We start from the raw sequence: 22,460 nt of genomic DNA, 5'->3' as shown, positions 1-22,460 counted from the left end.
GGATCGGTCTGGTGCGGACGCCGCCGTGCGCAAGCGCGCGGCGCCCGATGCAAGGTCAACGCACGCTCAATGCGTGCGCACCGCAAGATACGCGAGCCAGCGACGCTCGGCGCGCCGGAACAGCGCAACCAGCGCGAACGACACCGCGAGATAAATCAGCGCCGCGAGCCCGAATGCGTTGAACGACTGGTAGGTCGCCGAGTTCGCATCGCGCGCGACCTTCAGGATGTCGGGCACCGTGGCCGTGAACGCGACCGTCGTCGCGTGCAGCATCAGGATCACTTCGTTACTGTACAACGGCAATGCGCGGCGCAGCGCGGACGGTATCACAATGCGCCGGTACATCGTGAACCAGCTCATGCCGTAGGCGCGCGCCGCTTCGACTTCGCCATGCGAGGTCGAGCGGATCGCGCCCGCGAAAATCTCCGTCGTGTACGCGCAAGTGTTCAATGCGAAGGCGAGAATCGCGCAGTGAAAGCCGCTGCGAAAGAACGCGTCGAGCAGACTGTGCGAGCGCACGAACGCGAGACTGTACACGCCGGTGTAGATCAACAGCAGTTGCACGTAGAGCGGCGTGCCGCGAAACACGTAGGTGTACAGACGCACCGGCGTCGACAGCCAGCGCTTGTTCGACACGCGCGCGACCGCGAGCGGCACTGCGCACACGAAGCCGATCGCGATCGACGCGAGCAGCAGCCACAACGTGACCGCGAGGCCCGACAGGCGCTGCCCGTCCCAGAACAGATACGCCCGCCAGAATTGGTTGAGGATGTCGATCATGACGCTCAGAGCTCCGCGTGTCGCACGCCGATCGAATAGCGGCGGTTCAGCCAGATCAGCACGAGGTTCGATACGGTGGTAATCGCCAGATAGATCAGCGCGGCGACGAGAATGAAGAAGAACATGTTGAAGGTGCTTTTGCCCGCATCCTGCGCGGCCTTGACGACGTCGGCGAGACCGATGATGGACACCAGCGCGGTGGCCTTCACGAGCACCTGCCAGTTGTTGCCGATGCCGGGCAGCGCGAAGCGCATCATCTGCGGGAACAGGATGCGTGCGAACACGCGCACGCCGCTCATGCCGTACGCGCTGCCCGCTTCGAGCTGACCGCGCGGCACCGCGAGAAACCCGCCGCGAAAAGTCTCGGTGAAGTACGCGCCGTAGATGAAGCCGAGCGTCAGCACGCCGGCGAGAAACGGATCGATGTCGATCTGCTCCAAGCTGAACATGTCGGTCAGATCGTTGAGCCAGATCTGGATGCTGTAGAACAGCAGCAGCATCAGCACGAGGTCGGGCACCGAGCGGATCAGCGTCGTGTAGCCGGTCGCGATGGCCCGCAAGGGCCGGTTCAACGAGAGTTTCGCCGCCGCGCCCGCGAGGCCGAGCAACACAGCGGCCGCCAGCGATAGAACGGACAGTTCGATCGTCTGGATCGTGCCGGCGAGCAGCACGGGACCAAAGCCGTATAGGAACACGCTTGTCTCCATCCGGGTTTATTGAATTGGCGCGGAGGGCGGGGGCTTGATGGCCTGTCCGCTGCTCTGGCATGGCGCGGAGTCTCGCAAGCGGAAATCAATTTCTCAAATACCGGGCGGTCCCTTGCTGCGACGCAACATGGCGCCTCGACGCGCGGCGGACCGTTCGTAGCTCTTGGTTTCACACGGGTTATCGTTTTGACAGGCGCGCCGCGCGCGCTCGGCGGTGCCGTGATTTAGCAAGTTTGCGGTCGCTTTTTCGATAGACCGCGCCGACGGCAGCGGCATCCGGCGTTTATCGCTGACGCGCGTTGAATGATTCATATATGGATCGGCAATGCGCTCTGCGGCGTATATACGAGTCATTCTTCGTGTTTCGATCCGAAATTCCAGCAATGAGTCATACATGAGCCGCGAATGTGCTATATGATTCACTTATGAACCATTCAATACTGCCATGCCAACTCCCACCACGCGCGCTGCCTCGCGTTACAGTCTGGACGCTGCCCGCCTTCTCGGCCAGCTGATCCGTCGCGGGCGGCTTGAGCGCAAGATCACCGCGGCGCAGCTTGCCGAGCGCACCGGGCTGTCGCGCAGCCTCGTGCAGCGAATCGAAAAAGGCGATCCGCGCTGCTCTATCGGCGCGGTGTTCGAAGCAGCGGCGGTCGTCGGCGTACGGCTGTTCGATGCCGACACATCGGCCCTCAGCGGCGCAATCCGCGCCAACGCCGACGTGCTGACGCTTTTGCCGCACGCGGTGCGCGCGCCTCGCCCCGAAACCAAAGATGATTTCTGACGCCGCCTATCCTGAAGCCTTCGTGTGGACCTGGCTGCCTGGCGTAACCGAGCCGGTGGTCGCCGGGCGCCTCGTCTCGGCCGGCGGCCAGATGCTGTTCAACTACGGCCAAAGCTACCTCGCCCGCGACAACGCGATCCCGCTCTATACGCCCGAATTGCCCCTGCGACGCGGCATCTTACCGCTGCTGAACGGCCTCACGATGCCCGGCTGCGTCCGCGACGCGGCGCCCGACGCATGGGGCCGGCGCGTGATCATCAATCGCAAGCTCGGCATGCGCGGCGCGCGGATCGACACCGGCGAGCTCGACGAGATGACCTATCTGCTCGAATCCGGCTCCGACCGCATCGGCGCGCTCGACTTCCAACTCTCTCCGAGCGAATACATACCGCGCGAAACGGCCAGCGCGTCGCTTGACGATCTGCAAAACGCCGTATCGAGTATCGAGCGCGGCGTGAAGCTCAGCCCCGACCTCGAACGCGCGCTGTTTCATGGCAGCTCGATCGGCGGCGCGCGCCCGAAGGCGATGATCAGCACGCACGAGCGCAAGTTCATCGCGAAGTTTTCGTCGCAAAGCGACGTCTACAGCGTCGTGAAGGCGGAATACATTGCGATGTCTATTGCGCCGCTGGTCGGCATCGATGCGGCGCCGGTGAAGCTGGAGCATGTCGGCGGCAAGGACGTGCTGCTGATCGAGCGCTTCGACCGTAGCCGCGGCACACAGGGCTGGCAGCGCCGCGCGATGGTGTCGGCGCTAACGCTGTTCGGACTCGACGAGATGATGGCGCGCTACGCGAGCTACGAGGAATTCGCGACGCTGATCCGCCATCGCTTCACGAACCCGGGCGCGACGCTCAGGCAGCTCTTCGCGCGACTGCTGTTCAATGTGCTGTGCGGCAATACCGACGACCACGCCCGCAATCACGCCGCCTACTGGGACGGCCGCGAGCTGGCGCTGACGCCCGCCTACGACATCTGCCCGCAGGCGCGCGCCGGCAACGAAGCGACGCAGGCGATGCTGATCGTCGGTAACGATCGCTTCAGCCGCATCGACACGTGTCTGCGGGCGGCGCCCCTCTTTCTGCTGTCGCGCGATGAAGCCGTGGCAATCGCGCGGCAGCAGATCGAGGTCATTCTGGAGCACTGGGACGCAGTCTGCACTGATGCGCAGTTGAGCGAGGTCGATCGCGAACTGATGTGGCGGCGCCAGTTCCTCAATCCGTTCGCGTTCGAAGGCGCCCCGCCCGAACTCGCGGCGCTGCTGCATTAGCACGGCCGCGCCGGCGCCGATGCCGAACCACTCGTGCTCAGTCGAGCCCTAGCCGCGCGCGAATCGCCGGCAGCATCTGCTCGACCGCCTCGCGCCCTTCCTCGATGGCTGGCGTCGCGCGATGAAAATCGAAGATGCCCATGCCGCCGAGACGCGGCTGGATCAGGATATCGGCCGGCTCGCCGGCCAGCCGGCTGCGCGAGATGCGCACCTGCATGATGTCGATGCTTTGCGCGATCGAGCTCAGCATCGACGGCACGTGCGCGCTTGGCTTGGGCGGCACGCGCACGTCGTCGGTCGCGCTCGCTTCGGCTGGCGCGAGCCAGCGCGGCCACGGCTTGCCGTTGCGGCGCAACGCCACGGGCGGCGGCGCGGTGGGATCGAGTGCGGGCGTTTCAATGACCCCGCCGCCGAAGTCGCGGCCGTTCAGGATGTCGTTGTTCAGATCGATCGCGATCACGCAGTCCGCCCGCATGCCACGCGCGACCGACACCGGCACCGGGTTGCTGAGCCCGCCGTCGACGAGCCACACGCCGTTGTGCCATACCGGCGTGAAGATGCCCGGAATCGCAATCGACGCCCGCACCGAGTCGATCGTGCTGCCGTCCTGCAGCCAGATTTCGCGGCCCGTGTCGAGTTCGGTGGCGACCGCCGCGAACGGTATGTGCAATTGCGCGATCGAGCGACCGGCGAATTTGTCGGCGAATAGCTGGATCACCTTACGCCCGCCAAGCAGGCCGCCCGAGATGCGCAGATCGAGCAGTCGCACCACGGTCTGCCACGTGAGTCGTGACACCCACTCTTCGAGCCAGTCGAGATCGCCGTTCGCATAGACCGCGCCGACCAGCGCGCCGATCGACGTGCCGCACACGACGTCGGGCTTGATGCCCGCGTCTTCCAGCGCGCGAATCGCGCCAATATGCGCCCAGCCGCGCGCGGCGCCGCCCCCCAGCACCAGCCCGATCCGGCTGTATCGATGTCGACGTATCATGCCTACCCCGCTCTCTCTGCCCGCTTGTTCTGCCCGCCTTCTGGCCGACATGCCCTCCGCCTATCGCCCCCGGATCACGTCCGAGCGTGACGTGGTGTACACCCTCCGGTTCCGGTCGAAATGAACGTTGAAGATGCCCTCTTCAGTCACGCCGCCCTCGCGCCATTTCCAGCTCCACACGGTTTCCGGCTTCAGCGGAAACACCGCGATCTCTCCAGGTTTGCCGAGCAAGCGCCGCACCTCGTCCTCGGTCATGCCGGAGCGGATCTTCGCGAAGTTGGCCGCGGTCAGCACCTGCGTGATCGCCTGCAGCTTGCCGTCGCGATCGATGTCGACCATGTAGGTGTTCAGGCCTTGCGGGCCGCGCGGATATTCGAAGCGCTTCGAGCCGTCGGTGAAGGTGCGCGCGGTTTCGGGCTTGCCCATCTGCGCGAGGATTTGCGCTTCGGTCGTGATCCCTGGCGTCATGTCCTTGAGCAGCAACGCGTCCGGTTTGACCGCGTTGAAAAAGTCCTTGAGTTTTTGCACGGCTTGATCGCTCTGCTGTTGGTCGCAGCCGGTCAGTGCAACGCACGCCATCAGCAGCGTGACGCCCAGCGGTTTGAGACTCACGTCGGTTCCTGTCCGGATGCGCGGGATCTGCCGTCGCAGCGCATGGCCGGTCTGTAGTGTGTACTACAAGGATAACCGTGCCCGCAGAAAACCGCGAGCGACGCGCGCGCGACGAGCGCTGCTACGCACCTAACCTGTTGCGCGCGGCGCTAAAAGATTGACTGAGGATCAATTGAGGTGGGTACGCCGGAAGCAAAAAGGCGACGCTGTGTACAGCGTCGCCATGTCGGTCGATACGATCAACCGGAAGTGACGGCGGCTCGTTGGCCGCCTTGCGCGAAGCACCACGGACGACGCGCAGCGGCCTGCTTCAGACGAAGCGATGAGTAGCCTTGACTGCTCACCTTGCGCCATCGCCGAATGACAAACCGCTGCCTTTTATTGGCCGCCCTGGTCCCTCGATAAGCCTTCCAGATGCAGTTAATCTAAACGCATTGGGGGCTTTCGACGAGAGCGCGTTTACACCGAATCGGCAGAAGATTCGCGCGACGCGAGGGGCTCGCGGGATGGCCGGCCGCCGGATGGCCGGCCTCCGGATGGCCGGCCCCCGGATCGCCGGCCGCCGGATCGCCGGCCGCCGGATGGCCGGCCCGTCATATCACCCGAAAGCCATGCGTGCCGTCGCGCGCAAGTTGCGCGACGAGCCCCTGCTCCCACTCCAGATACGCGCTCATCGCTTCGCGCGCATTCTCCGTGCCCTCATACGGCCGCTGATAACGATCGATGCGCGGCGACGCCATCCGCGTGCCACCCGACTCCACGGGCAAGCCCGCGTCGATCCACGCGATCGTGCCGCCGCGCAGCACCTGCACCGGCCGACCGGTCGCCGCGGCGAGTTCCGGCGCGACGAAGCGCGCCAGCACGTCGCTGTCGCACGTGAGCACGTAGCGCTTTGCGTCGGGCAGCGTGCGCAACGCGTCGGCGAGTTGGCTGCGGATCACGAACCACGCGCCCGGAATGTGCCGGGTCAGATAGTTCGCGCTGCTCGTGAAATCGAGCACGACGGTACCCGGCGACTGCAGCAGCGCGACGAGTTCAGCCGGCGCGATGTCGTCGACGTCGGGCGGCGTGACCGCATTGCGCGCGGGCGGCGCCGGGCCCTTCTCGGCGAAGTCGGCCGCCGTCAGGCCATCGACCACGTAGACCTCGACGTTCATCTGCGCGAGCCACGATGCGCTCATGTTCGCGCGCACGCCGTCGCTGTCCGCGAGGATCACGCGCGCGCCGCGCACCGTCACGAACAGGTCGATTTCCTGCACGAGCTGGCCGCCCGGCGCGCTGCGAAAACCGGGCACGTGGCCCGCCTCGTATTCCTCGGGCGTGCGTACGTCGAAGCGATACACGGTGCGCACCGCTTCGTCGGCCCAGCGGCGCGCTTCGTCGCGCGACGTGCGGCGCACACGCGCCCGGTCGGCGACCGTGCGCGCGCCGTCGGCGGCGGCGAGACGGGAAGCGTCGTCGACCGCGCCTTCGATGCGCCGCGCGCTGCCATGCGCGAGCGCCTGACCGGCGAGCGTCCAGCCCATCGTGCCATTGCGCAGCGCGGCGACCGGATTCGGCACGCCCGCGTTGATCAGCGACTGCGCGCCGATGATGCTGCGCGTGCGCCCCGCGCAATTGACGATGATGCGCGTGGCCGGATCCGGCGCGAACTGCCGCGCCCGCAGCACCAGCTCCGCGCCCGGCACGCTGATGCTGCCGGGGATGTTCATGGTTTGAAACTCCTCGAAGCGGCGTGCATCGAGCACCACGACATTGGCCTCCTGATCGAGCAGCGCCTGCACCTGCTGCGCGGATAGCGACGGCGTATGACGCACGCTTTCGACCAGTTCGCCGAACGCCTTGCTCGGCACGTTGACGTCCCTGAACAACTCGCCGCCCGCTTCGCGCCAGCCTTGCAGGCCGCCTTCGAGCAATGCGACGTTGGTATAGCCGAGCTCGGCGAGACGCGCGGCCGCACGCCATGCGAGACCTTCGCCCGCATCGAACACGACGATCGGCACGGCCCGGCGCGGCAGCCGCAGCGGCGCGTCTAGTTCGAGCCGCGACAGCGGCAGATTGGCGGCGAACAACGGATGACTGCGCGCGTGGGGATCTTCCTCGCGCACATCGACGAGCGCGATCTCCTCGCGATCGAGCAATGCATGGCACACGTCCTGGAATGACCGGGTACGAAACTCTTTGACGACATTCATGGGATCGGGAACTCCTTCGCTACATTCCTGGTTTCCGGCAACGCGTCGCGTCACCGCACCGATACTTAAACCGTACTCTCGAATTCCAATCGGCGCACGGTCACTCGCTGGATTGCTTGTTCGGTCGCGCGGCGAAGGCGAAGCATCGCCGCGCGAACACGCCATGCAAACGCAATTTCCGCGCCTTGTCGGTACCGGCCGAGCCTTGCCAACCCTTCGGCCGTCATGGGCATCGCCGCGCCGCCAGCAGAAAAACCGCCGCTTTGCCACAATGCGCCATCGCGCGAAAGCGCCGCCCATCGCAATCAGACAATGATCCCCTTTTCGGTTCTCGATCTTTCGCCCGTCACCGCCGGCGCCACGCCGGCTGACGCGTTCAGGAACACGCTGTCGCTCGCGCAGCACGCGGAAAAGCTGAACTACAAGCGTTTCTGGCTCGCCGAGCATCACAACATGACCGGCATCGCGAGCGCGGCGACCTCGGTCGTGATCGGCTACGTGGCCGGCGGCACGAAGACGATTCGGGTCGGCTCCGGCGGCATCATGCTGCCGAACCATGCGCCGCTCGTGATCGCCGAACAGTTCGGCACGCTCGCGTCGCTGTATCCGGGGCGGATCGATCTCGGCCTCGGCCGCGCGCCCGGCACCGACCAGACCACTGCCCGCGCGCTGCGCCGCGATCTGCAGGCGAGCGCCGAAACCTTCCCCGACGACGTCGTCGAATTGCAGCGTTACTTCGCCGAGCCGGTCGCGGGCCAGCGCATTCGCGCGGTGCCGGGCGCGGGCCTGAACGTGCCGCTGTGGCTGCTCGGCTCGTCGCTGTACAGCGCGCAACTGGCCGCGGCGCTGGGGCTGCCGTTCGCGTTCGCGTCGCACTTCGCGCCCGATTACATGTTGAGCGCGCTGCAGGTGTATCGCTCGCAGTTCCGGCCGTCGGCGACGCTAGCGAAACCCTACGCGATGGTCGGCGTCAACCTGTTCGCCGCCGACACGAACGACGGTGCCGCGCGGCTGTTCACGTCGCTACAGCAGCAGTTCATCAATCTGCGGCGCGGCACGCCGGGGCAATTGCAGCCTCCGGTCGAGCGGCTCGAGGCCTCGGAGATGGAGCTGAACAACGTCGCGCGCGCGCTCGCGTGCACGGTGCTCGGCGATCGCGACGCAATCCGCGAAGGTCTGCAATCGATCATCGAGCAGACCGGCGCGAACGAGTTGATGCTGACCGCGCAGATTTACAATCACGAAGCGCGGCTGCGCTCGTTCGAGATCGGCGCCGAGGTGCGCGATGAATTGACGGCGGGCAAATAAGCGGTTCGCGAACCGATCGGCGGACACCGCAATGCACGAAAAAAGGGCGGCTCATCGCGAGTCGCCCTTGTCTTTTGCACTGAGTTGGACCAAGCCGGACACAGCGGCCCGGCGTCTCACCTCGAGGGCACCATCAGCGATTCGTCGGCACCGCCGCCAGTCCGTCGAGCAGCGCCTTGTGAAACGCGTCCGGGTCCTGCATCTGCGGCGCGTGCCCCAGGTCCGCGAACTCGACCAGCGTCGCATGCGGGATCGCCTTCGCGGCCGCGCGGCCTAGTTCCGGGTAATGGCCGAGCGTCGCGCGCACCTCGGGGGGCGCCGCATCCTTGCCGACCGCGGTCGTGTCCTTCTGACCGATCAGCAGCAGCGTCGGCATGCTGAGCTGCCCCAGTTCATAGACAACAGGCTGCGTGTAAATCATGTCGTAGAGCCGCGCGGAATTCCACGCGACGACCTGCTTGCCCGGCCCGCGATACATGCCCGCGAGCATCTGCACCCACGGGTCGTAGTCCGCGCGCCATTGCCCCGCGTAGTAGGTCGCCTGTTCGTAGCGGCGGATGCCGTCGGCGGTGGTCTCGAGCTCCCGCTGATACCACTGCTCGACCGACAGCGACGGCACGCCCTTCGCCTTCCAGTCCTCAAGTCCGATCGGGTTCACGAGCACCAGTTGTTGCGTCTCGCGCGGATACATCAGCGCATAGCGGATGGCGAGCATGCCGCCCGTCGAATGGCCGACGACCGTCACGTCGCTGACGCCGAGCGACTGGAGCAGCGCGTGCGTATTGCGCGCGAGCTGCTGGAAGCTGTACTGGTAATGCTCAGGCTTGCTGGATTTACAGAAGCCGATCTGATCCGGTGCGATCACGCGATAGCCGGCATCGCTCAACCGGCGAATCGTCGCGTCCCACGTCGCCGAACAGAAATTCTTGCCGTGCAGCAACACCACGGTGCGGCCGTTGCCATGCGCCGGCTTCACGTCGATATACGCCATCTGCAAAGGCACGGCCTGCGAAGTGAATTCGAAGCGTTCGACCGGCGCTGGATAGCTGAAGCCCTGTAGTTCCGGACCGTAGGCCGGGCCGGGATCGTCGACAGACGCCGCGGCCGCGGCGCTCGTGGCGGCCACCGCGACAGACGCCGCGCACAACATCGCACAAGCGCAGACACTCGACACGGCAAGCAGGAATGGGCGGCGAAGATTCATCGGGATGTTCTGGAAAAATGCAATCGGGAAGGCGCGAGGCTCGGAGGACACGATTCTACGACGCGCCGCCGAGCTCTGGCGCCGGGCCCGCAACAGCGGGCCCGCCTCGCGGCTGAGGCGGTGTGGCATGCGTATTGCGGCCCCTGGGATCATGCATCGTCCGCGCGCGACCTCGCGCTCTATGTGTTGCGCCGCACCGATTGGCGCGCCGCAACAGGCCATCGTTAGAGGATGGTCCGCCACGCGGCCCCCGCGATAAACACTATTCGCTCGCGCCCAATCGGTGCTAGAACAGACTCATGGACCGGCGAGAAACAGGCAGCCAACAACGGTAGCGCGGCACGACTGCCAGGCAGCACGAATCATCTGCGGAGAGGAAGCGACCAGATCATCCGGGGTATATCAATCAAGCAACCATCTTGCATCGGGTCGAAGCAAGCACCGAAGTGCTCGCCTCGCTCCACAGGAGACACCTATGAATACTCCGGCACGGCTGAACGACTTACAGCGCACTACCCTCGCGATCGTCCTCGCAGGCGGCCGCGGCACCCGGCTCGGGCCGCTCACGAACAAGCGCGTGAAGCCGGCGGTGCACTTCGGCGGCAAATACCGGATCATCGACTTCGCGCTGTCCAACTGCCTGAACTCCGGCATCCGCCGCATCGCGGTGGTCACGCAGTACAAGGCGCATTCGCTGCTGCGGCATCTGCAGCGCGGCTGGAGCTTTCTGCGCGGCGAGATGGGCGAGTTCATCGACCTCTGGCCCGCCCAGCAGCGCGTCGAAGGCGCGCACTGGTATCGCGGCACCGCCGACGCGGTGTTCCAGAACCTCGACATCATCCACTCGATCCGCCCGAAGTACGTGGTCGTGCTCGCGGGCGACCACATCTACAAGATGGACTACACGCGCATGATCGCCGATCACGCGGACAGCGGCGCCGACTGCACGGTCGGCTGCATCGAAGTGCCGCGCATGGACGCGGTCGCGTTCGGCGTGATGGCGGTCGACGAAAACCGCCGCGTGACCGGCTTCGTCGAAAAGCCGGCCGACCCGCCCGCGATGCCGGGCCGTCCCGACTCGGCGCTCGCGAGCATGGGCATCTACGTGTTCAACGCCGACTACCTGTACACGTTGCTCGAGGAGAACATCGCCGCGATCGATACCGATCACGACTTCGGCAAGGACATCCTGCCGCGCGTCGTCACGCAGGGCGTCGCAATCGCGCACCCGTTCAGCATGTCGTGCGTGTCATCGGACCCGAGCGTCGAGCCGTACTGGCGCGACGTCGGCACGATCGACGCGTACTGGTCCGCGAACCTCGACCTCGCGTCGACGATCCCGACGCTCGATCTGTACGACGAGTCATGGCCGATCTGGACCTATCAGGAGCAGTTGCCGCCCGCGAAGTTCGTACGCGACATGAAGGGGCTGCAGGGCTCCGGCAACAATCTGATCGTCTGCGGCGGCTGCGTGATCTCGGGCTCGCAGATTTCGCGCTCGGTGCTGTCGTCGAACGTGAAGGTGAGTTCGTTCTGTAATATCAATGAGGCAGTCTTGTTGCCGCAGGTCACGGTCGGCCCGAGCTGTCGCCTGCAGAAGGTGGTGATCGACCGTGGCTGCACGATTCCGGAAGGCACGGTGATCGGCGAAGACCCGGCGCGCGACGCCGAGCGCTTTTATCGCACCGACGAAGGCGTCGTGCTGGTCACGCAGGAGGCGTTGCGCAAGCATCCGAACTAGCGCGCGCGCCGCATGCCCGCGCCGGCGGCCACGCCGCCGGCCATCCGGCTTCGCCCGAACCACCGTGTGAACTATTCGCCCACCCCGAGCAACGCTGCCACCCCGACAGAGACCCGGCCTATGACGATTCGCGCCCTGCACGTCGCAAGCGAGCTGTATCCCCTCCTCAAAACGGGCGGTCTCGCCGACGTCGCGGGCGCGCTGCCGTCCGCGCTGATCGAGCGCGGCGCCGACGTGCGGGTGCTGCTGCCGGGCTTTCCGGCCGTGCTCGCCGGCCTGCGGGATCTGCAGCCGGTCGCGCAGCTGGGGAGCCGCTTCGGCGCGCCGAACGTGACGCTCGAACGCGGCACGCTGCCCACCAACGGCCTCACCGTCTATGTGATCCGCGCCGCGACGCTGTACGACCGGCCCGGCAACCCGTATCTGAACGACGAACACGTGCCGTACGGCGACAACGCGCAGCGTTTCGCGCTGCTCGGCTGGATTGCCGCGCAACTCGCGCAGCAGCTCGACCCGACGTGGTCGCCGCGGATCGTCCACGCGCACGACTGGCACGCGGGGCTCGCGCCCGCCTACCTGAAGGCCGCCGAACGCGAGCACGGCCGCGCGCCCGCGCGCAGCCTGTTTACGATTCACAACCTCGCCTACCAAGGGATCTTTCCCGCGCATCAGTTCGGCCTGCTCGGCCTGCCGCACGATTTCTTCAACATGCACGGTGTCGAATTCTATGGGCAGCTATCGTTCCTGAAGGCGGGGCTCTACTACACCGACCGCATCACGACCGTCAGCCCGACCTACGCGCGCGAAATCCAGATGCTCGCGCACGGCGGCGGGCTCGATGCGCTGCTGCGCCATCGCGCGCACGATCTGAGCGGCATCCTGAACGGTGTCGACTACACGGTGTGGAATCCCGCGACCGATACGTTGCTCGCGACGCACTACAGCGCATCGCGGCTGGCCGGCAAGCTCGCCTGCAAGGAAGCGCTGCAAAAACGCTTCGGCCTCGCGCAGAGAAGCGATGCGCTGCTGTTCGGCGTCGTCAGCCGGCTGACCGAGCAGAAGGGCCTCGATCTGCTGCTCGGCGCGGTGCCCGAGATCGTCAAGCGCGGCGGGCAACTGGTCGTGTTCGGCAGCGGCGATCCGGCGCTCGAGAACGGCCTCAAGATGGTCGCGCAGGCGCATCCGGAAGCGGTCGCGGTCGAGCTCGGCTTCGACGAAACGCTCGCGCATACGATCATCGCCGGCAGCGACGTGGTCGCGGTGCCGTCGCGTTTCGAGCCGTGCGGGCTCACCCAGCTCTATGCACTCGCCTACGGATCGCTGCCGCTCGTGCACTGCATTGGCGGTCTCGCGGATACGGTCGCCGACGCATCGCTCGAAAACCTCGCCGACGATCTGGCCACCGGCTTCGTGTTCGAACGCTTCGATCCGCAGGGACTCGCCGGGGCGATCCGCCGCGCGTTCGCGCTCTACGGGCGTCGCACCGAGTGGAAGGCCACGCAGCGGCGCGCGATGCGCCGGGACTTCGGCTGGGGCGCGTCGGCCGATCGCTATCTGGCCTTGTATCGCGAGCTCGTCTGAAGCATCGGCCGCGCGCGAATCTGTCAGATTTTGTTAATCCTCACGCGCGTTTGATGGTTCGGCGCAACAGCACGGGGACGGATCAACTCGCGGCTGTCAAACTCCTGTATCGTTTGCTAACTTGCCGGCGATGCAGATCGTGCGTTTTTCCTGCACCATCCATATCAGGCATGTCTGTCGCGCGGCGCCGGGGTCAACGGTCCGCCCGCGCGAGCCTCCCTTCCTGTTTTGTTGATCGCGCATGACCGGTTGCGCGAGCCTTACCATGACAAAAAATGTTCTGAGCATTCAGTCCCATGTCGTGTTCGGTCACGCCGGCAACAGCGCGGCCGTGTTTCCGATGCGCCGGCTCGGCGTCAACGTGTGGCCGCTCAACACCATGCAGTTCTCGAATCACACGCAATACGGGCACTGGAGCGGCAGCGCGATCGACGCATCGCAGATGGAAGAACTCGTCGAAAGCATCGGCGCGATCGGCATGCTGCCGCGTTGCGACGCGGTGCTCTCGGGCTATCTCGGCACGACGGAACAGGCGCGGGCGGTGATCGAAATCGTCAAGGCGGTCAAGGCGGTCAATCCTCGCGCCTGGTACTTCTGCGATCCGGTGATGGGCGCGGCGGGCGGCTACAAGGTCGATCCGGGCATCCAGGAATTCCTCGTGCGCGAGATGCCGCGAGTCGCCGACGCGATCGCGCCGAATCACATCGAATTGCAGCGCCTCGTCGGCCGCGAGATCGAGACGCTCGAGGAAGCCGTGACCGCGTGCCGCGAGGTGCTCGCGCGCGGGCCGAAGCTCGTGCTCGTCAAGCATCTGCTCGATCGCAACAGTCCGGCGGACTGCTTCAACATGCTCGTCGTCACCGAGCGCGAAGCGTGGATGGGACAGCGCCCGCTCTATCCGTTCGCGCGCCAACCGGTCGGCGTCGGCGATCTGACCAGCGCGGTATTCGTCGCGCGCACGCTGCTTGGCGATTCGATCCGCTCGGCCTTCGAGCACACGCTCGCCGCGGTGAACGCGGTGGTCAAGGCGACCTGGCAGGCCGGGCGCTATGAGCTCGAACTCGTGGCGATGCAAAATGAAATCGCCCAGCCGCGCGAGTGGTTCGATGCGTGGGTCGCGGAGACGGCGTAGTTTCGGTAAGCACATCGCTCGTCGCCGGGCACCCTCGCCAGCGCCCTGCTGGCGGTCGTCCTATAATGCGTGCCGCGTGGACCGGGGCTTGCGCCCGCGCTCCATGGCATTTTCAGCATCCGGCATACAGCAGACGAGGCATCGATGGACGGTCATATCCGCAGCGAGCGGGAAGAATTTTTCGAGCAGTTGTGCATCAGCGTCGACGCGGACGAAGCGCACGAACAGGAAGCGATCGAGTTCTTCGAGAACCAGTTCGAGCAGCCCGACTTCGATCCGGCGCAATGGCTCGATATCGCGCTCTACTACTCGCTCGCCGTCGCGCGCGGCATCGTCGACATGGTGACGGCCGACGACAAGGCGCGCAGCAACATCGCCGAAGTCATCGCCGACAATCTCGACATCTCGTATGGCGAGGACGAGTGCCAGCAGTTCGCCGAGACGATCGGTTTCGCGCTGAACAACGGCGTGCCGGTCGATCTCGACGTGGTGCTCGACGGCTGCCAGCGCGCGATCGACGACCTCGACACGTGGGCCGACGAAGACACGAAGGCGCCGCTGCTGCGTCTGCGCGAAGAGCTGCTGCGTCTGCAAGGCGAGCGCTAGGCAGTAGCTCGAATCCGCTCGCAGCAACGCAACACCGCCACACCGGCCGGCGCAGAGCGCGCTACTGCTTTGCGCTCGCCGCCCGCACGACCACCTCGGCATCGAGATCGCGCTCGATGCGCACGAGGTCGTCGCGAATCGCGATGAATTCGTTTGCCGTGCACATCTGATGCCCGAAGGCGGCGCGCAGATGCCGGTTGACCTGCAACGTGCGCGTCGCCGGATCGAAAATGTAGTGCGACGCGAACGTGAGCAGCGGGTCTTCGACCGTGCTGTCGGTCGGCAGGTCCGTCTCGCGCACGAAGCGCGGCAAGCTGAGCTCCAGCGTTTCATCGAATTCCCCGCCGATGCATGTCCACGGGTGTGTTCTGACGGGCTCCGCGAGCCAGGCCTCGACCTGCGAGCCCATGCCGCCGGCGAGGCTCGTCAGCGCCGGCACGGCGGTCGTGCCATCCGGCCAGATCAGATGCGGCACGCTGCCTTGCATCGACGTCGCGAACGGGCCGCCGGTCACGGCGACATCGTCGGTCTGCAACTGCGCGGTGCCGTGCAGGCCGGTTTGCAGCAGACGGCCCGCGGCAAGCTGCTGCGCATGCTGGCGCGTCGCGCGGCGGAACGTGTTGCGCTCGAGTTCCGCGGTATAGCCGGCATCCTCGACGCGGTACGCGTAGTGCGCGGTGCCGTTTTCGTCGATGTCGATCTGCACGCGCGCGTTGCGTTCGCGCCGTTGTGTGGCGGGCGTGCGCGCCAGCACGCCGGCGTCGACGAGCAGCACCGGCCGGTCCATCACGCCGCCCGGCAGATAGCCGAATTCGGTGCCGCCCGCCGACGTGTCCGCGAATTGCGCCAGTTCGGGAATCCAGACGATCACGTGATTGATCGCGCTCGCGCCGTAGCCGGGCACGTCGGGCAGCGTGTAGTACGGGCCGAGATTGAGCAGGGCCGGCTCGCTGCGAATGCCGGCCGCCGCGAGCAGCGCGCCGTAGAGCGCGACATGGTCCTTGCAGTCGCCATAGCGGTTGCGCAGGATGTCGGCCACCTTGTGCGGAATCGCCGCCGTCTCGCCGAGAAAGAGCGCGACGTAACGGATGTTCAGACGCATCCAGTCGTATAGCGCGCGGGCTTTGTCGCGAGGATCGGTCAGGCCCGCCGTCAGTTGTTGCGCGAGACGGACGATTCCCGGGTCCTCGCGGGTCGCGTCGTTGTCGGCGGGACCGCGATAGCGCGCGGCGAAGCTCGCGAAGTCCGGCACCGTCGATACCATCAGCCGGTCGCCCCAGTTCGCGTAGCCGACCGCGCCCGCTTCGAGCCGCGCATACGGGCCGTGCCGATAGTCGAACTCGTAGCGGGTGCGGCCATTCGCGCTGACGGGCGGCAGCGCGACGTAGCCGCGCGCGTCCACATAGAGCGGCACGTCGGCGGGCAGATCGAAGATCAGACGCTGCTCGTCGACGGGCTCGAGCGACGGTTCGACCAGATATCCGAAGGTGCTCGCCTGCAGCGCCTTCGCGCGCGTCTTGCGAAACGCGAGATGCACGCGCGAGCCGGTCTGGACGCCCGGGAAGATCACGGTGCGCAACACGCCGTCCTCGAAGCTCGGCGCGCCGGCCGAGCGCGGCTCCTGAACGTCGCGGATCGCCTCGGGGCGGACCGCATGCGCGGTGCCGTCGGGATCGATCGTTTCGGCGGCCAACAGCTGCACCTGCTCGATGTCCTTGTTGAACCACACGTAGCGTTGCGCGATAGCGTCGACGCCGCTGGCCGTGTCCGCGCGCATCAGCGTGTCGTCGTGTTCCTCGATGGAGCCGTCCTTCTGGATCACGAACAGATGGACGTCGCGCTCGATCGTCGAAGGCGCGGGTTCGTCGGTGGAGGTGACGATGTCGGCCGCGGCCGCGCAAAGGGACAAGGCGATGCACGCGAGCCCGATCAGCGCGATCGACGTGTGCGTCAACGTGACGACGATGTTCCCCAGCATGAAGCGGCCGCCGTCACTCGTCATCACTCGCCGTCGTCGAGCTGGCTCAACAGCGCCTGCAGTTTTTCCACGTGCCTGATCAGCATGTGCCGGTGTTTGTCGATCTGTTCGAGCCGGCCCTCGAGGTCGGCCTGAATGCGTTCGTCGAGTTCGGCCGCGGCCAATACGTCCTCGACCTTCGCGCGCATCGACGCGAGCTCCACCGGCGCATGCAGCAGATGCCGCTCGAAGCGCCGCACTTCCTGCGCCGCGAGATCGCGCACCTTGCGAAAATGCGCGTGACGGCGGTGCGCTTCGACATCGAGCGTTCCTTCCTCGATGCGTCGCGCGGGTACCGGCTGCCCAAAAATCGGCTCGGGCCGCAGCACCGTCTTCTTGCGCACCGGATGCGCGGTGCCGCGAAAGCGCGCGAGCGGCTGCTCGTTGTCGATCGCCTCGCGCGCATTCGACGGGATCTCGTGATCGGCGTGCGGCACGTTCATCCAGCCGCCCGGCAAACCCGTGACCGCCTCGACGCCGCGCACGAACTCCTCGCTGAATTCGCGCTGGCCGGACAGCATCAGCTTCAGATAGCTCGCGGAAAACGTCATCATGCGCGCGAGCCGGCTCGCGGCGCCGACCTCGCTGGTCAGCAACACCAGGTTCGCGCGCCAGACTGGCAGCAGCAGTTCGTCGGAATCTTCCATCGCTGGGTCTTCCATCTTGTCGCCTGATGAATCGATGACCGCATCGCGCATGTCATCGTTTTGAAAGACTAGTCGCGTCGCGGTGTCGCGCGCAATGCCGGTATGCCGCCTGGCGTGCGGTGTGGCCCCCGCATCGGCCAAATTCAGCGCAACGCGCGTCAAAACAGGGCTGATGACACATCGCGTGTTGCATTGACACACGTATTCGCGCGCCGTTCCGACCTGCGTCCGCGTGATGTGGCATGCTGACCCGCCGATGCGGCGCGCGTGGTGCCGCGTCGGTTGCTCCACAACACTGACTTAAGGGTTTTGTAATGAAGAAAATCGTTGTCGCCATCGCCGCAGCCGTCGCCACCCTGAGCACGATCGCGCCCGCTCAGGCCAATGAGCATCATCACGAGTGCCACAAGGTGCACATTCATCATCATTGGGAAAAGCGCTGCCACTAATGGCGGTGAAACCGTGTCCGATGGATGCGGTGCGCATCAAAAAGCCCCGCTTTCGCGGGGCTTTTTTTCATGGCGCGCCGCGTCGTGAAACAGCTGGCGCACGATACGCCCTGCGCGCTCGACGTCCAAACCATTCCATATGAACGCGCCGGCACGCAATCACGGACACATGCTGTTACACCTGCGGGATCCCCGAACGCCTTGAGGTCAGGCTGCTTTCACGCGCGCGAGAGCCGTCGTCACCAGCGCTTCGAGCAGCGGCGCGACCTTCACGGCGAGGTTTTCATCGTACGCGTAGGGCAGGCGCTCTTCCATGTACGTGATCTGCGACAGTTCGAGTTGCACCGCATGCACGCCCTGCTCGGGCCGTCCGTATTGCCGCGTGATATAGCCGCCCTTGAAACGGCCATTGGCGACCGCCGAATAGCCGCCGTGACGCTCGACTAGCGCGGTCAGCGCGTCGGCCATGCCCGGCGCCGCGCTGGCACCGTTCGAGGTGCCGAAGTTGAAGTCCGGCAGACGTCCGTCGAAAAAACGCGGCACGTGCGAGCGGATCGAATGTGCTTCCCACAACAGCACCTTGCCGTGCTTCGCTTTCAGTGCCGCTAGCTCGCCGGTGAGCGCGTCGTGATACGGCTTCCAGTACGCGTCGCGACGGCGGGCGACTTCGGCGTCGTCGGGAAGATGGCCGTCGAGATAGAGCGGCTCCCTGTCGAACGTATCGACTGGCAGCAGACCCGTGGTGTCCTGCCCCGGGTACAGGTTCGCGCCGTCGGGCGGACGGTTCAGGTCGATCACGTAGCGTGCGTAGGCCGGCGTCAGCATCGACGCGCCGAGGCGCTTCGCGAATGCGTAGAGGCGGTCGAGATGCCAGTCGCAATCGTCGGTGCGTTGCGCGACCGGCGTCATCGTCGCGGCGATGTCGGGGGGAATCCGGGTGCCCTGATGCGGGATCGAGATCAGAAGCGGCAGGCTTCCCTGATGCAGCGAGAAAACCGGCGTGAAGTTCGAAGCAGTCATGTCAGTCCGGAATCAGTGGGATCGAACAATTGGTTCGGCGGGTCATGGCCGTTAGGCGAGCAGTTCCGCGAGTGCCGCGCGGTAGCGCGCATACGCACCCGCTTCATCGCGATGCCTGCGATCGTCGACGACCTTGACGCCGCCCGCATAGACATCGCGGATCGGCGTGTCGCCGTGCTCGCAGAATACGACGCCCGACAGCCACGCCTCACGCGCATGCTCGGCGATGCTCGAATGAGCGGCGTCGAGCACCAGCCAGTCCGCGCGATGGCCGGGCTGCAACGCGCCGACCGCACGGCCGCTCGCGTGCGCGCCGCCGTCGAGCGCGGCCGCGTACAGTCGATCCGCGACATGCGTAGCTTGCGCCGACGCGAGCACGTTGCGCTGCCGGCGCGTCAAACGCTGTCCGTATTCGAGCAGACGCAGCTCGGCGCGCCAGTCGACACCGATATGGCTATCCGAACCGACACCGATGCGGCCGTGCGCATCGAGATAGTCGTGCGCGGGGAAAATGCCGTCGCCGAGATTGGCCTCGGTCGTCAGACACAGACCTGCGACCGCGCCGCTCTTCGCGAGCGCGAGCGTTTCGTTCGCATCGACGTGGGTCGCGTGCACGAGACACCAGCGCCTGTCCACGTCGAAACGATCGAGCAGCCATTGCACGGGCCGCGCGCCTTCGGTTTCGATGCACGCGTCGACCTCGGCGGTCTGTTCGGCGATATGGATATGCACGGGCGCGCTCGCGTCGATGCCGCCAAGCAACGCCCGCAACGACGCCTCCGACACTGCGCGCAGCGAATGGGGCGCCACGCCGTAACGCAACGCCGCATGTTCGGGGCGCGCCGCGCGCAGCGTGCCGAGCAGATCGAGCAGGCTCTCCGGCGTATTGATGAAGCGCCGCTGATCGTCGCGCGGCGCGCGCGCGCCGAAGCCGCTGTACTGATACAGCACCGGCAGCATCGTGATGCCGATGCCGCTCGCCGATGCCGCGTCCACCACGCGTTGCGCAAGCTCGGCCTGATTCGCATAGCGCTGACCGTCCTGCGCGTGATGCACGTAGTGGAACTCGCACACCGACGTATAACCCGCCTTCAGCATTTCGATGTAGAGCCACTGCGCGACGCTCGCGAGGCCTTCCGGCGTCATGCGCGCGGCGAATCGATACATCAGCTCGCGCCAGGACCAGAAGTTATCCGTAGCGTTGGCGCGATATTCGGTGAGCCCCGCCATCGCGCGCTGAAACGCGTGCGAGTGAAGGTTCGGCATGCCGGGCATCAGCGGACCCGCCGCCTGTGGCACGCCCGGCAGCGCTTCGACCTGATCTGGCGTGACCGCGCTCAGCGTGCCGTCAGCGTCCCATTCGAGCAGCACGTTGCGGCGCCAGCCCTCGGGCAGATATGCATCAGCGGCGAACAGCGATTGACTGGATTGCGTCATGTGTCAGGTTCTCGTTGAAGTCACACCCGACTCGCGCCGCGTATAAACGGTTTCACCCGCGCGCACGACGCGCGCGCACAGCGGCCGGCCGATCCAGTAAGCGAGCTCGGCCAGCGAATCGACCGACCATACCGCGAAGTCGGCCGCGCGCCCGGCCTGCAGCGCACCGTGCCGATCGTTCTTGCCGAGCGCGCGCGCCGCATGCGCGGTGACGCCTTGCAGCACCTCGGGCACGGTCATGCGAAACAGCGTGCTCGCCATGTTCATCATCAACAGCAAAGAAGTCGACGGCGACGTGCCCGGGTTGCTGTCGGTCGAGATCGCGATCGGCACCTCGTAGCGCCGCAGCAGTTCGAGCGGCGGCAATTGCGTCTCGCGAATGAAGTAGTACGCGCCCGGCAGCAGCACCGCGACGGTGCCGGCTTGTTTCATCGCGGCGACGCCGGCTTCGTCGAGAAACTCGAGATGATCCGCCGATAGCGCGCGATGCCGCGCCGCGAGCGCGGCGCCGCCGCCGTTCGACAACTGCTCGGCGTGCATCTTGACCGGCAGTTGATAGCGCGCGGCCGCGTTGAACACGCGCTCGCTTTGTGCCAGCGAAAAACCGATGCGCTCGCAGAATACGTCGACCGAATCGACGAGGCCTTCGTCCGCGAGCGCGGGCAGCATCGTGTTGCAGACTTCGTCGATATACGCGTCAGCGCGGCCCGCGAATTCGGGCGGCAGCGCGTGCGCGCCGAGAAACGTCGTATAGACCGACACCGGATAGCGCTCGCCGAGTTGCCGCGCGACGCGCAGCATCTTGCGCTCGCTCGCGAGGTCGAGGCCGTAGCCCGACTTGATTTCGATCGCCGTCACCCCTTCGGCGAGCAGCGGTTCGAGCCGCGCGGCCGCTTGCGTGCACAGCGACGTTTCGTCCGCCGCGCGCGTCGCGCGCACCGTCGATACGATGCCGCCGCCCTGCCTCGCGATTTCTTCGTAGCTGACGCCCGCGAGGCGCTGCGCGAATTCGTCCGCGCGCTGGCCGCCATACACGAGGTGCGTATGACAATCGATCAGACCCGGCGTCACCCATGCGCCGCGCAGGTCTTCACGCGGCCATCCGGCATATTGCGCGGGCATTTCAGCCGCCGCGCCGAGCCACGCGATGCGGCCGTCTTCGACCGCGATCGCGGCATCGGCGAGCGTGTGGTGAGGATCGCCCTGCGGGCACAGATTCAGGTGTTGCCAGACGGTTTGCTTCATCGCGTGCTCTTTGCAGCTCGTTGCATGTCGGTGGTTGGTTGTCCGTGAGGGAGCGCATGCGGTGCCCCTTCACGGTCGAATCGTCATCGCGTGTAGCGGATCGTGATCGCGAGCACCGCGCCATCGCCCGCCAGCGTGCAAGCAAGCGCGTTCGGCCCGTCGACGCGCAGCGTGTCGCCGGTGTCGAGCCGCACAGTTTGCGCGTGCTCCGCCGCCAACGCGACCGTCACCGCGCCGGCCGCGCAAAACAGCAGGACCACGTCGCTGTCGAGCATGCGCGCCGCATCCGGCTGCGCGCCGGTGCGCCACACTTCCATCTGGCCCTGCGCCACATCGCGCCGAACCATCAGGTTGAAGTCGCGCGTCGCGCCGTCGACGAGCCGAGCGTCGATACGCGCCTCGCCGTCGAAGCGTGCAAAGTCGAGCGGCTGGCGCAACACATGCGTGTTGACGACGCCCGCATCGCCCAGCTCATCGAGCAGCATGCCCGCGCCACACAGCAACACGAGCGTCCGGTCCACGCCGTCGAAGCGCGAGAACGGTCCCGCCTGCGCGACATCGGCGACGCTCACGCGCCACATGAAGTCGTTGCTCGCCCGCGCGCTGGCCGCCGCCGGGCGGCGGAAACGCCGCGACCTCGCGCGTGACCCCGCCGCCGTTTTTCCACGGCGCCGCCACGAGCTCGGCGCCGCGAATCAGCGTGACGCCTGCCATGTTGCCCGCGTCGTTGGCAA

General features: G+C 66.1%; 20 protein-coding genes and 1 pseudogene. 8 read left to right on the top strand and 13 right to left on the bottom strand.

The window, feature by feature from the left end; translation table 11 throughout:
• Positions 1 to 66: 66 nt before the first annotated feature.
• The 3 genes from OKW43_RS20155 to OKW43_RS20145 form a co-directional block, all read right to left on the bottom strand.
• Positions 67 to 780: an ABC transporter permease gene (locus OKW43_RS20155; RefSeq protein WP_429449358.1), complete on the bottom strand. Its 714-nt coding sequence runs from the start codon at positions 778 to 780 to the stop codon at positions 67 to 69.
• A gap of 5 nt (positions 781 to 785) precedes the next feature.
• Entirely contained in the window at positions 786 to 1,475 is a 690-nt protein-coding gene (locus OKW43_RS20150) for an ABC transporter permease (protein ID WP_429449356.1), read from the bottom strand.
• 105 nt (positions 1,476 to 1,580) lie between these two features.
• A complete protein-coding gene (locus tag OKW43_RS20145) occupies positions 1,581 to 1,883 on the bottom strand; it encodes a hypothetical protein (RefSeq protein ID WP_429449355.1) in 303 nt (100 codons plus the stop codon).
• Between the two features lie 49 nt (positions 1,884 to 1,932).
• Here OKW43_RS20145 and OKW43_RS20140 point away from each other — a divergent pair, with 49 nt between their 5' ends.
• The gene (locus tag OKW43_RS20140; protein ID WP_187632858.1) at positions 1,933 to 2,271 is read left to right on the top strand and encodes a helix-turn-helix transcriptional regulator; all 339 of its coding nucleotides are present in this window, start codon (positions 1,933 to 1,935) and stop codon (positions 2,269 to 2,271) included.
• Positions 2,261 to 3,541 (top strand): type II toxin-antitoxin system HipA family toxin, encoded by a 1,281-nt coding sequence (locus OKW43_RS20135; RefSeq protein WP_429449352.1) that lies wholly within the window; start codon positions 2,261 to 2,263, stop codon positions 3,539 to 3,541. Before OKW43_RS20140 ends, OKW43_RS20135 begins: the two co-directional genes overlap by 11 nt.
• 37 nt (positions 3,542 to 3,578) lie before the next feature.
• Here the strand turns inward: OKW43_RS20135 and OKW43_RS20130 are convergent, their stop codons facing one another.
• The 3 genes from OKW43_RS20130 to OKW43_RS20120 all read right to left on the bottom strand — a co-directional run bounded on the left by OKW43_RS20130 (position 3,579) and on the right by OKW43_RS20120 (position 7,339).
• Positions 3,579 to 4,532: a patatin-like phospholipase family protein gene (locus OKW43_RS20130; protein ID WP_429449350.1), complete on the bottom strand. Its 954-nt coding sequence runs from the start codon at positions 4,530 to 4,532 to the stop codon at positions 3,579 to 3,581.
• A gap of 60 nt (positions 4,533 to 4,592) precedes the next feature.
• Positions 4,593 to 5,144 (bottom strand): outer membrane protein assembly factor BamE domain-containing protein, encoded by a 552-nt coding sequence (gene bamE, locus OKW43_RS20125; RefSeq protein ID WP_429449348.1) that lies wholly within the window; start codon positions 5,142 to 5,144, stop codon positions 4,593 to 4,595.
• 593 nt (positions 5,145 to 5,737) lie between these two features.
• A complete protein-coding gene (locus OKW43_RS20120; RefSeq protein WP_187632862.1) occupies positions 5,738 to 7,339 on the bottom strand; it encodes a rhodanese homology domain-containing protein in 1,602 nt (533 codons plus the stop codon).
• A 312-nt stretch (positions 7,340 to 7,651) separates the two neighbouring features.
• Between OKW43_RS20120 and OKW43_RS20115 the strand changes: the two genes are divergently transcribed.
• Entirely contained in the window at positions 7,652 to 8,647 is a 996-nt protein-coding gene (locus OKW43_RS20115) for an LLM class flavin-dependent oxidoreductase (protein ID WP_429449346.1), read from the top strand.
• Positions 8,648 to 8,780: 133 nt separating this feature from the next.
• Here the strand turns inward: OKW43_RS20115 and OKW43_RS20110 are convergent, their stop codons facing one another.
• A complete protein-coding gene (locus tag OKW43_RS20110; RefSeq protein ID WP_429449344.1) occupies positions 8,781 to 9,851 on the bottom strand; it encodes an alpha/beta fold hydrolase in 1,071 nt (356 codons plus the stop codon).
• Positions 9,852 to 10,326: 475 nt separating this feature from the next.
• On the opposite strand from OKW43_RS20110, the gene glgC reads away from it, so the two are divergent.
• The 4 genes from glgC to OKW43_RS20090 all read left to right on the top strand — a co-directional run bounded on the left by glgC (position 10,327) and on the right by OKW43_RS20090 (position 14,911).
• Positions 10,327 to 11,592 carry a glucose-1-phosphate adenylyltransferase gene (gene glgC / locus OKW43_RS20105; protein WP_187632865.1) on the top strand — a complete coding sequence of 422 codons (1,266 nt, stop codon included), beginning with the start codon at positions 10,327 to 10,329 and terminating at the stop codon, positions 11,590 to 11,592.
• 120 nt (positions 11,593 to 11,712) lie between these two features.
• Positions 11,713 to 13,173: a glycogen synthase GlgA gene (glgA, locus tag OKW43_RS20100; protein ID WP_429449341.1), complete on the top strand. Its 1,461-nt coding sequence runs from the start codon at positions 11,713 to 11,715 to the stop codon at positions 13,171 to 13,173.
• Positions 13,174 to 13,438: 265 nt separating this feature from the next.
• The gene (gene pdxY / locus OKW43_RS20095; protein ID WP_187632867.1) at positions 13,439 to 14,305 is read left to right on the top strand and encodes a pyridoxal kinase PdxY; all 867 of its coding nucleotides are present in this window, start codon (positions 13,439 to 13,441) and stop codon (positions 14,303 to 14,305) included.
• A 144-nt stretch (positions 14,306 to 14,449) separates the two neighbouring features.
• Positions 14,450 to 14,911 (top strand): hypothetical protein, encoded by a 462-nt coding sequence (locus OKW43_RS20090; protein WP_187632868.1) that lies wholly within the window; start codon positions 14,450 to 14,452, stop codon positions 14,909 to 14,911.
• 61 nt (positions 14,912 to 14,972) lie between these two features.
• On the opposite strand, the gene OKW43_RS20085 is transcribed toward OKW43_RS20090, so the two are convergent.
• The gene (locus OKW43_RS20085) at positions 14,973 to 16,889 is read right to left on the bottom strand and encodes a DUF3857 domain-containing transglutaminase family protein (RefSeq protein WP_429451736.1); all 1,917 of its coding nucleotides are present in this window, start codon (positions 16,887 to 16,889) and stop codon (positions 14,973 to 14,975) included.
• A 23-nt stretch (positions 16,890 to 16,912) separates the two neighbouring features.
• The gene (locus OKW43_RS20080) at positions 16,913 to 17,575 is read right to left on the bottom strand and encodes a hypothetical protein (RefSeq protein WP_187632869.1); all 663 of its coding nucleotides are present in this window, start codon (positions 17,573 to 17,575) and stop codon (positions 16,913 to 16,915) included.
• Between the two features lie 314 nt (positions 17,576 to 17,889).
• On the opposite strand from OKW43_RS20080, the gene OKW43_RS20075 reads away from it, so the two are divergent.
• Positions 17,890 to 18,024, top strand: coding sequence for a hypothetical protein (locus OKW43_RS20075; RefSeq protein ID WP_281393937.1), 135 nt, complete (start codon positions 17,890 to 17,892; stop codon positions 18,022 to 18,024).
• A 207-nt stretch (positions 18,025 to 18,231) separates the two neighbouring features.
• Here OKW43_RS20075 and hutG read toward each other — a convergent pair whose 3' ends face one another.
• From hutG to OKW43_RS20055, 4 genes and pseudogenes are all read right to left on the bottom strand, one after another.
• Positions 18,232 to 19,044: an N-formylglutamate deformylase gene (gene hutG, locus OKW43_RS20070; RefSeq protein ID WP_429449338.1), complete on the bottom strand. Its 813-nt coding sequence runs from the start codon at positions 19,042 to 19,044 to the stop codon at positions 18,232 to 18,234.
• A 51-nt stretch (positions 19,045 to 19,095) separates the two neighbouring features.
• Complete coding sequence (locus tag OKW43_RS20065) at positions 19,096 to 20,481, bottom strand: formimidoylglutamate deiminase (RefSeq protein ID WP_429449336.1); 1,386 nt, start codon at positions 20,479 to 20,481, stop codon at positions 19,096 to 19,098.
• A gap of 3 nt (positions 20,482 to 20,484) precedes the next feature.
• Entirely contained in the window at positions 20,485 to 21,726 is a 1,242-nt protein-coding gene (hutI, locus tag OKW43_RS20060; RefSeq protein ID WP_429449334.1) for an imidazolonepropionase, read from the bottom strand.
• Between the two features lie 83 nt (positions 21,727 to 21,809).
• A pseudogene (locus OKW43_RS20055) lies at positions 21,810 to 22,440 on the bottom strand (HutD/Ves family protein).
• Positions 22,441 to 22,460: the final 20 nt, after the last annotated feature.

This window comes from Paraburkholderia sp. WC7.3g (genome assembly GCF_050436345.1).
GTDB classification, from domain to species: Bacteria; Pseudomonadota; Gammaproteobacteria; order Burkholderiales; family Burkholderiaceae; genus Paraburkholderia; species Paraburkholderia podalyriae.
This window is presented reverse-complemented; position numbering and strand designations above follow the sequence as displayed.

Bases quoted from the DNA above. Each gene is read 5' to 3' on its own strand.
- OKW43_RS20155 (WP_429449358.1), bottom strand. From the start codon at position 780: ATGATCGACATCCTCAACCAATTCTGGCGGGCGTATCTGTTCTGGGAC.
- OKW43_RS20145 (WP_429449355.1), bottom strand. From the start codon at position 1,883: ATGTATGACTCATTGCTGGAATTTCGGATCGAAACACGAAGAATGACT.
- OKW43_RS20140 (WP_187632858.1), top strand. From the start codon at position 1,933: ATGCCAACTCCCACCACGCGCGCTGCCTCGCGTTACAGTCTGGACGCT.
- OKW43_RS20135 (WP_429449352.1), top strand. From the start codon at position 2,261: ATGATTTCTGACGCCGCCTATCCTGAAGCCTTCGTGTGGACCTGGCTG.
- OKW43_RS20130 (WP_429449350.1), bottom strand. From the start codon at position 4,532: ATGATACGTCGACATCGATACAGCCGGATCGGGCTGGTGCTGGGGGGC.
- OKW43_RS20120 (WP_187632862.1), bottom strand. From the start codon at position 7,339: ATGAATGTCGTCAAAGAGTTTCGTACCCGGTCATTCCAGGACGTGTGC.
- OKW43_RS20115 (WP_429449346.1), top strand. From the start codon at position 7,652: ATGATCCCCTTTTCGGTTCTCGATCTTTCGCCCGTCACCGCCGGCGCC.
- OKW43_RS20110 (WP_429449344.1), bottom strand. From the start codon at position 9,851: ATGAATCTTCGCCGCCCATTCCTGCTTGCCGTGTCGAGTGTCTGCGCT.
- glgC (WP_187632865.1), top strand. From the start codon at position 10,327: ATGAATACTCCGGCACGGCTGAACGACTTACAGCGCACTACCCTCGCG.
- glgA (WP_429449341.1), top strand. From the start codon at position 11,713: ATGACGATTCGCGCCCTGCACGTCGCAAGCGAGCTGTATCCCCTCCTC.
- pdxY (WP_187632867.1), top strand. From the start codon at position 13,439: ATGACAAAAAATGTTCTGAGCATTCAGTCCCATGTCGTGTTCGGTCAC.
- OKW43_RS20090 (WP_187632868.1), top strand. From the start codon at position 14,450: ATGGACGGTCATATCCGCAGCGAGCGGGAAGAATTTTTCGAGCAGTTG.
- OKW43_RS20085 (WP_429451736.1), bottom strand. From the start codon at position 16,889: ATGCTGGGGAACATCGTCGTCACGTTGACGCACACGTCGATCGCGCTG.
- OKW43_RS20080 (WP_187632869.1), bottom strand. From the start codon at position 17,575: ATGGAAGATTCCGACGAACTGCTGCTGCCAGTCTGGCGCGCGAACCTG.
- OKW43_RS20075 (WP_281393937.1), top strand. From the start codon at position 17,890: ATGAAGAAAATCGTTGTCGCCATCGCCGCAGCCGTCGCCACCCTGAGC.
- hutG (WP_429449338.1), bottom strand. From the start codon at position 19,044: ATGACTGCTTCGAACTTCACGCCGGTTTTCTCGCTGCATCAGGGAAGC.
- OKW43_RS20065 (WP_429449336.1), bottom strand. From the start codon at position 20,481: ATGACGCAATCCAGTCAATCGCTGTTCGCCGCTGATGCATATCTGCCC.
- hutI (WP_429449334.1), bottom strand. From the start codon at position 21,726: ATGAAGCAAACCGTCTGGCAACACCTGAATCTGTGCCCGCAGGGCGAT.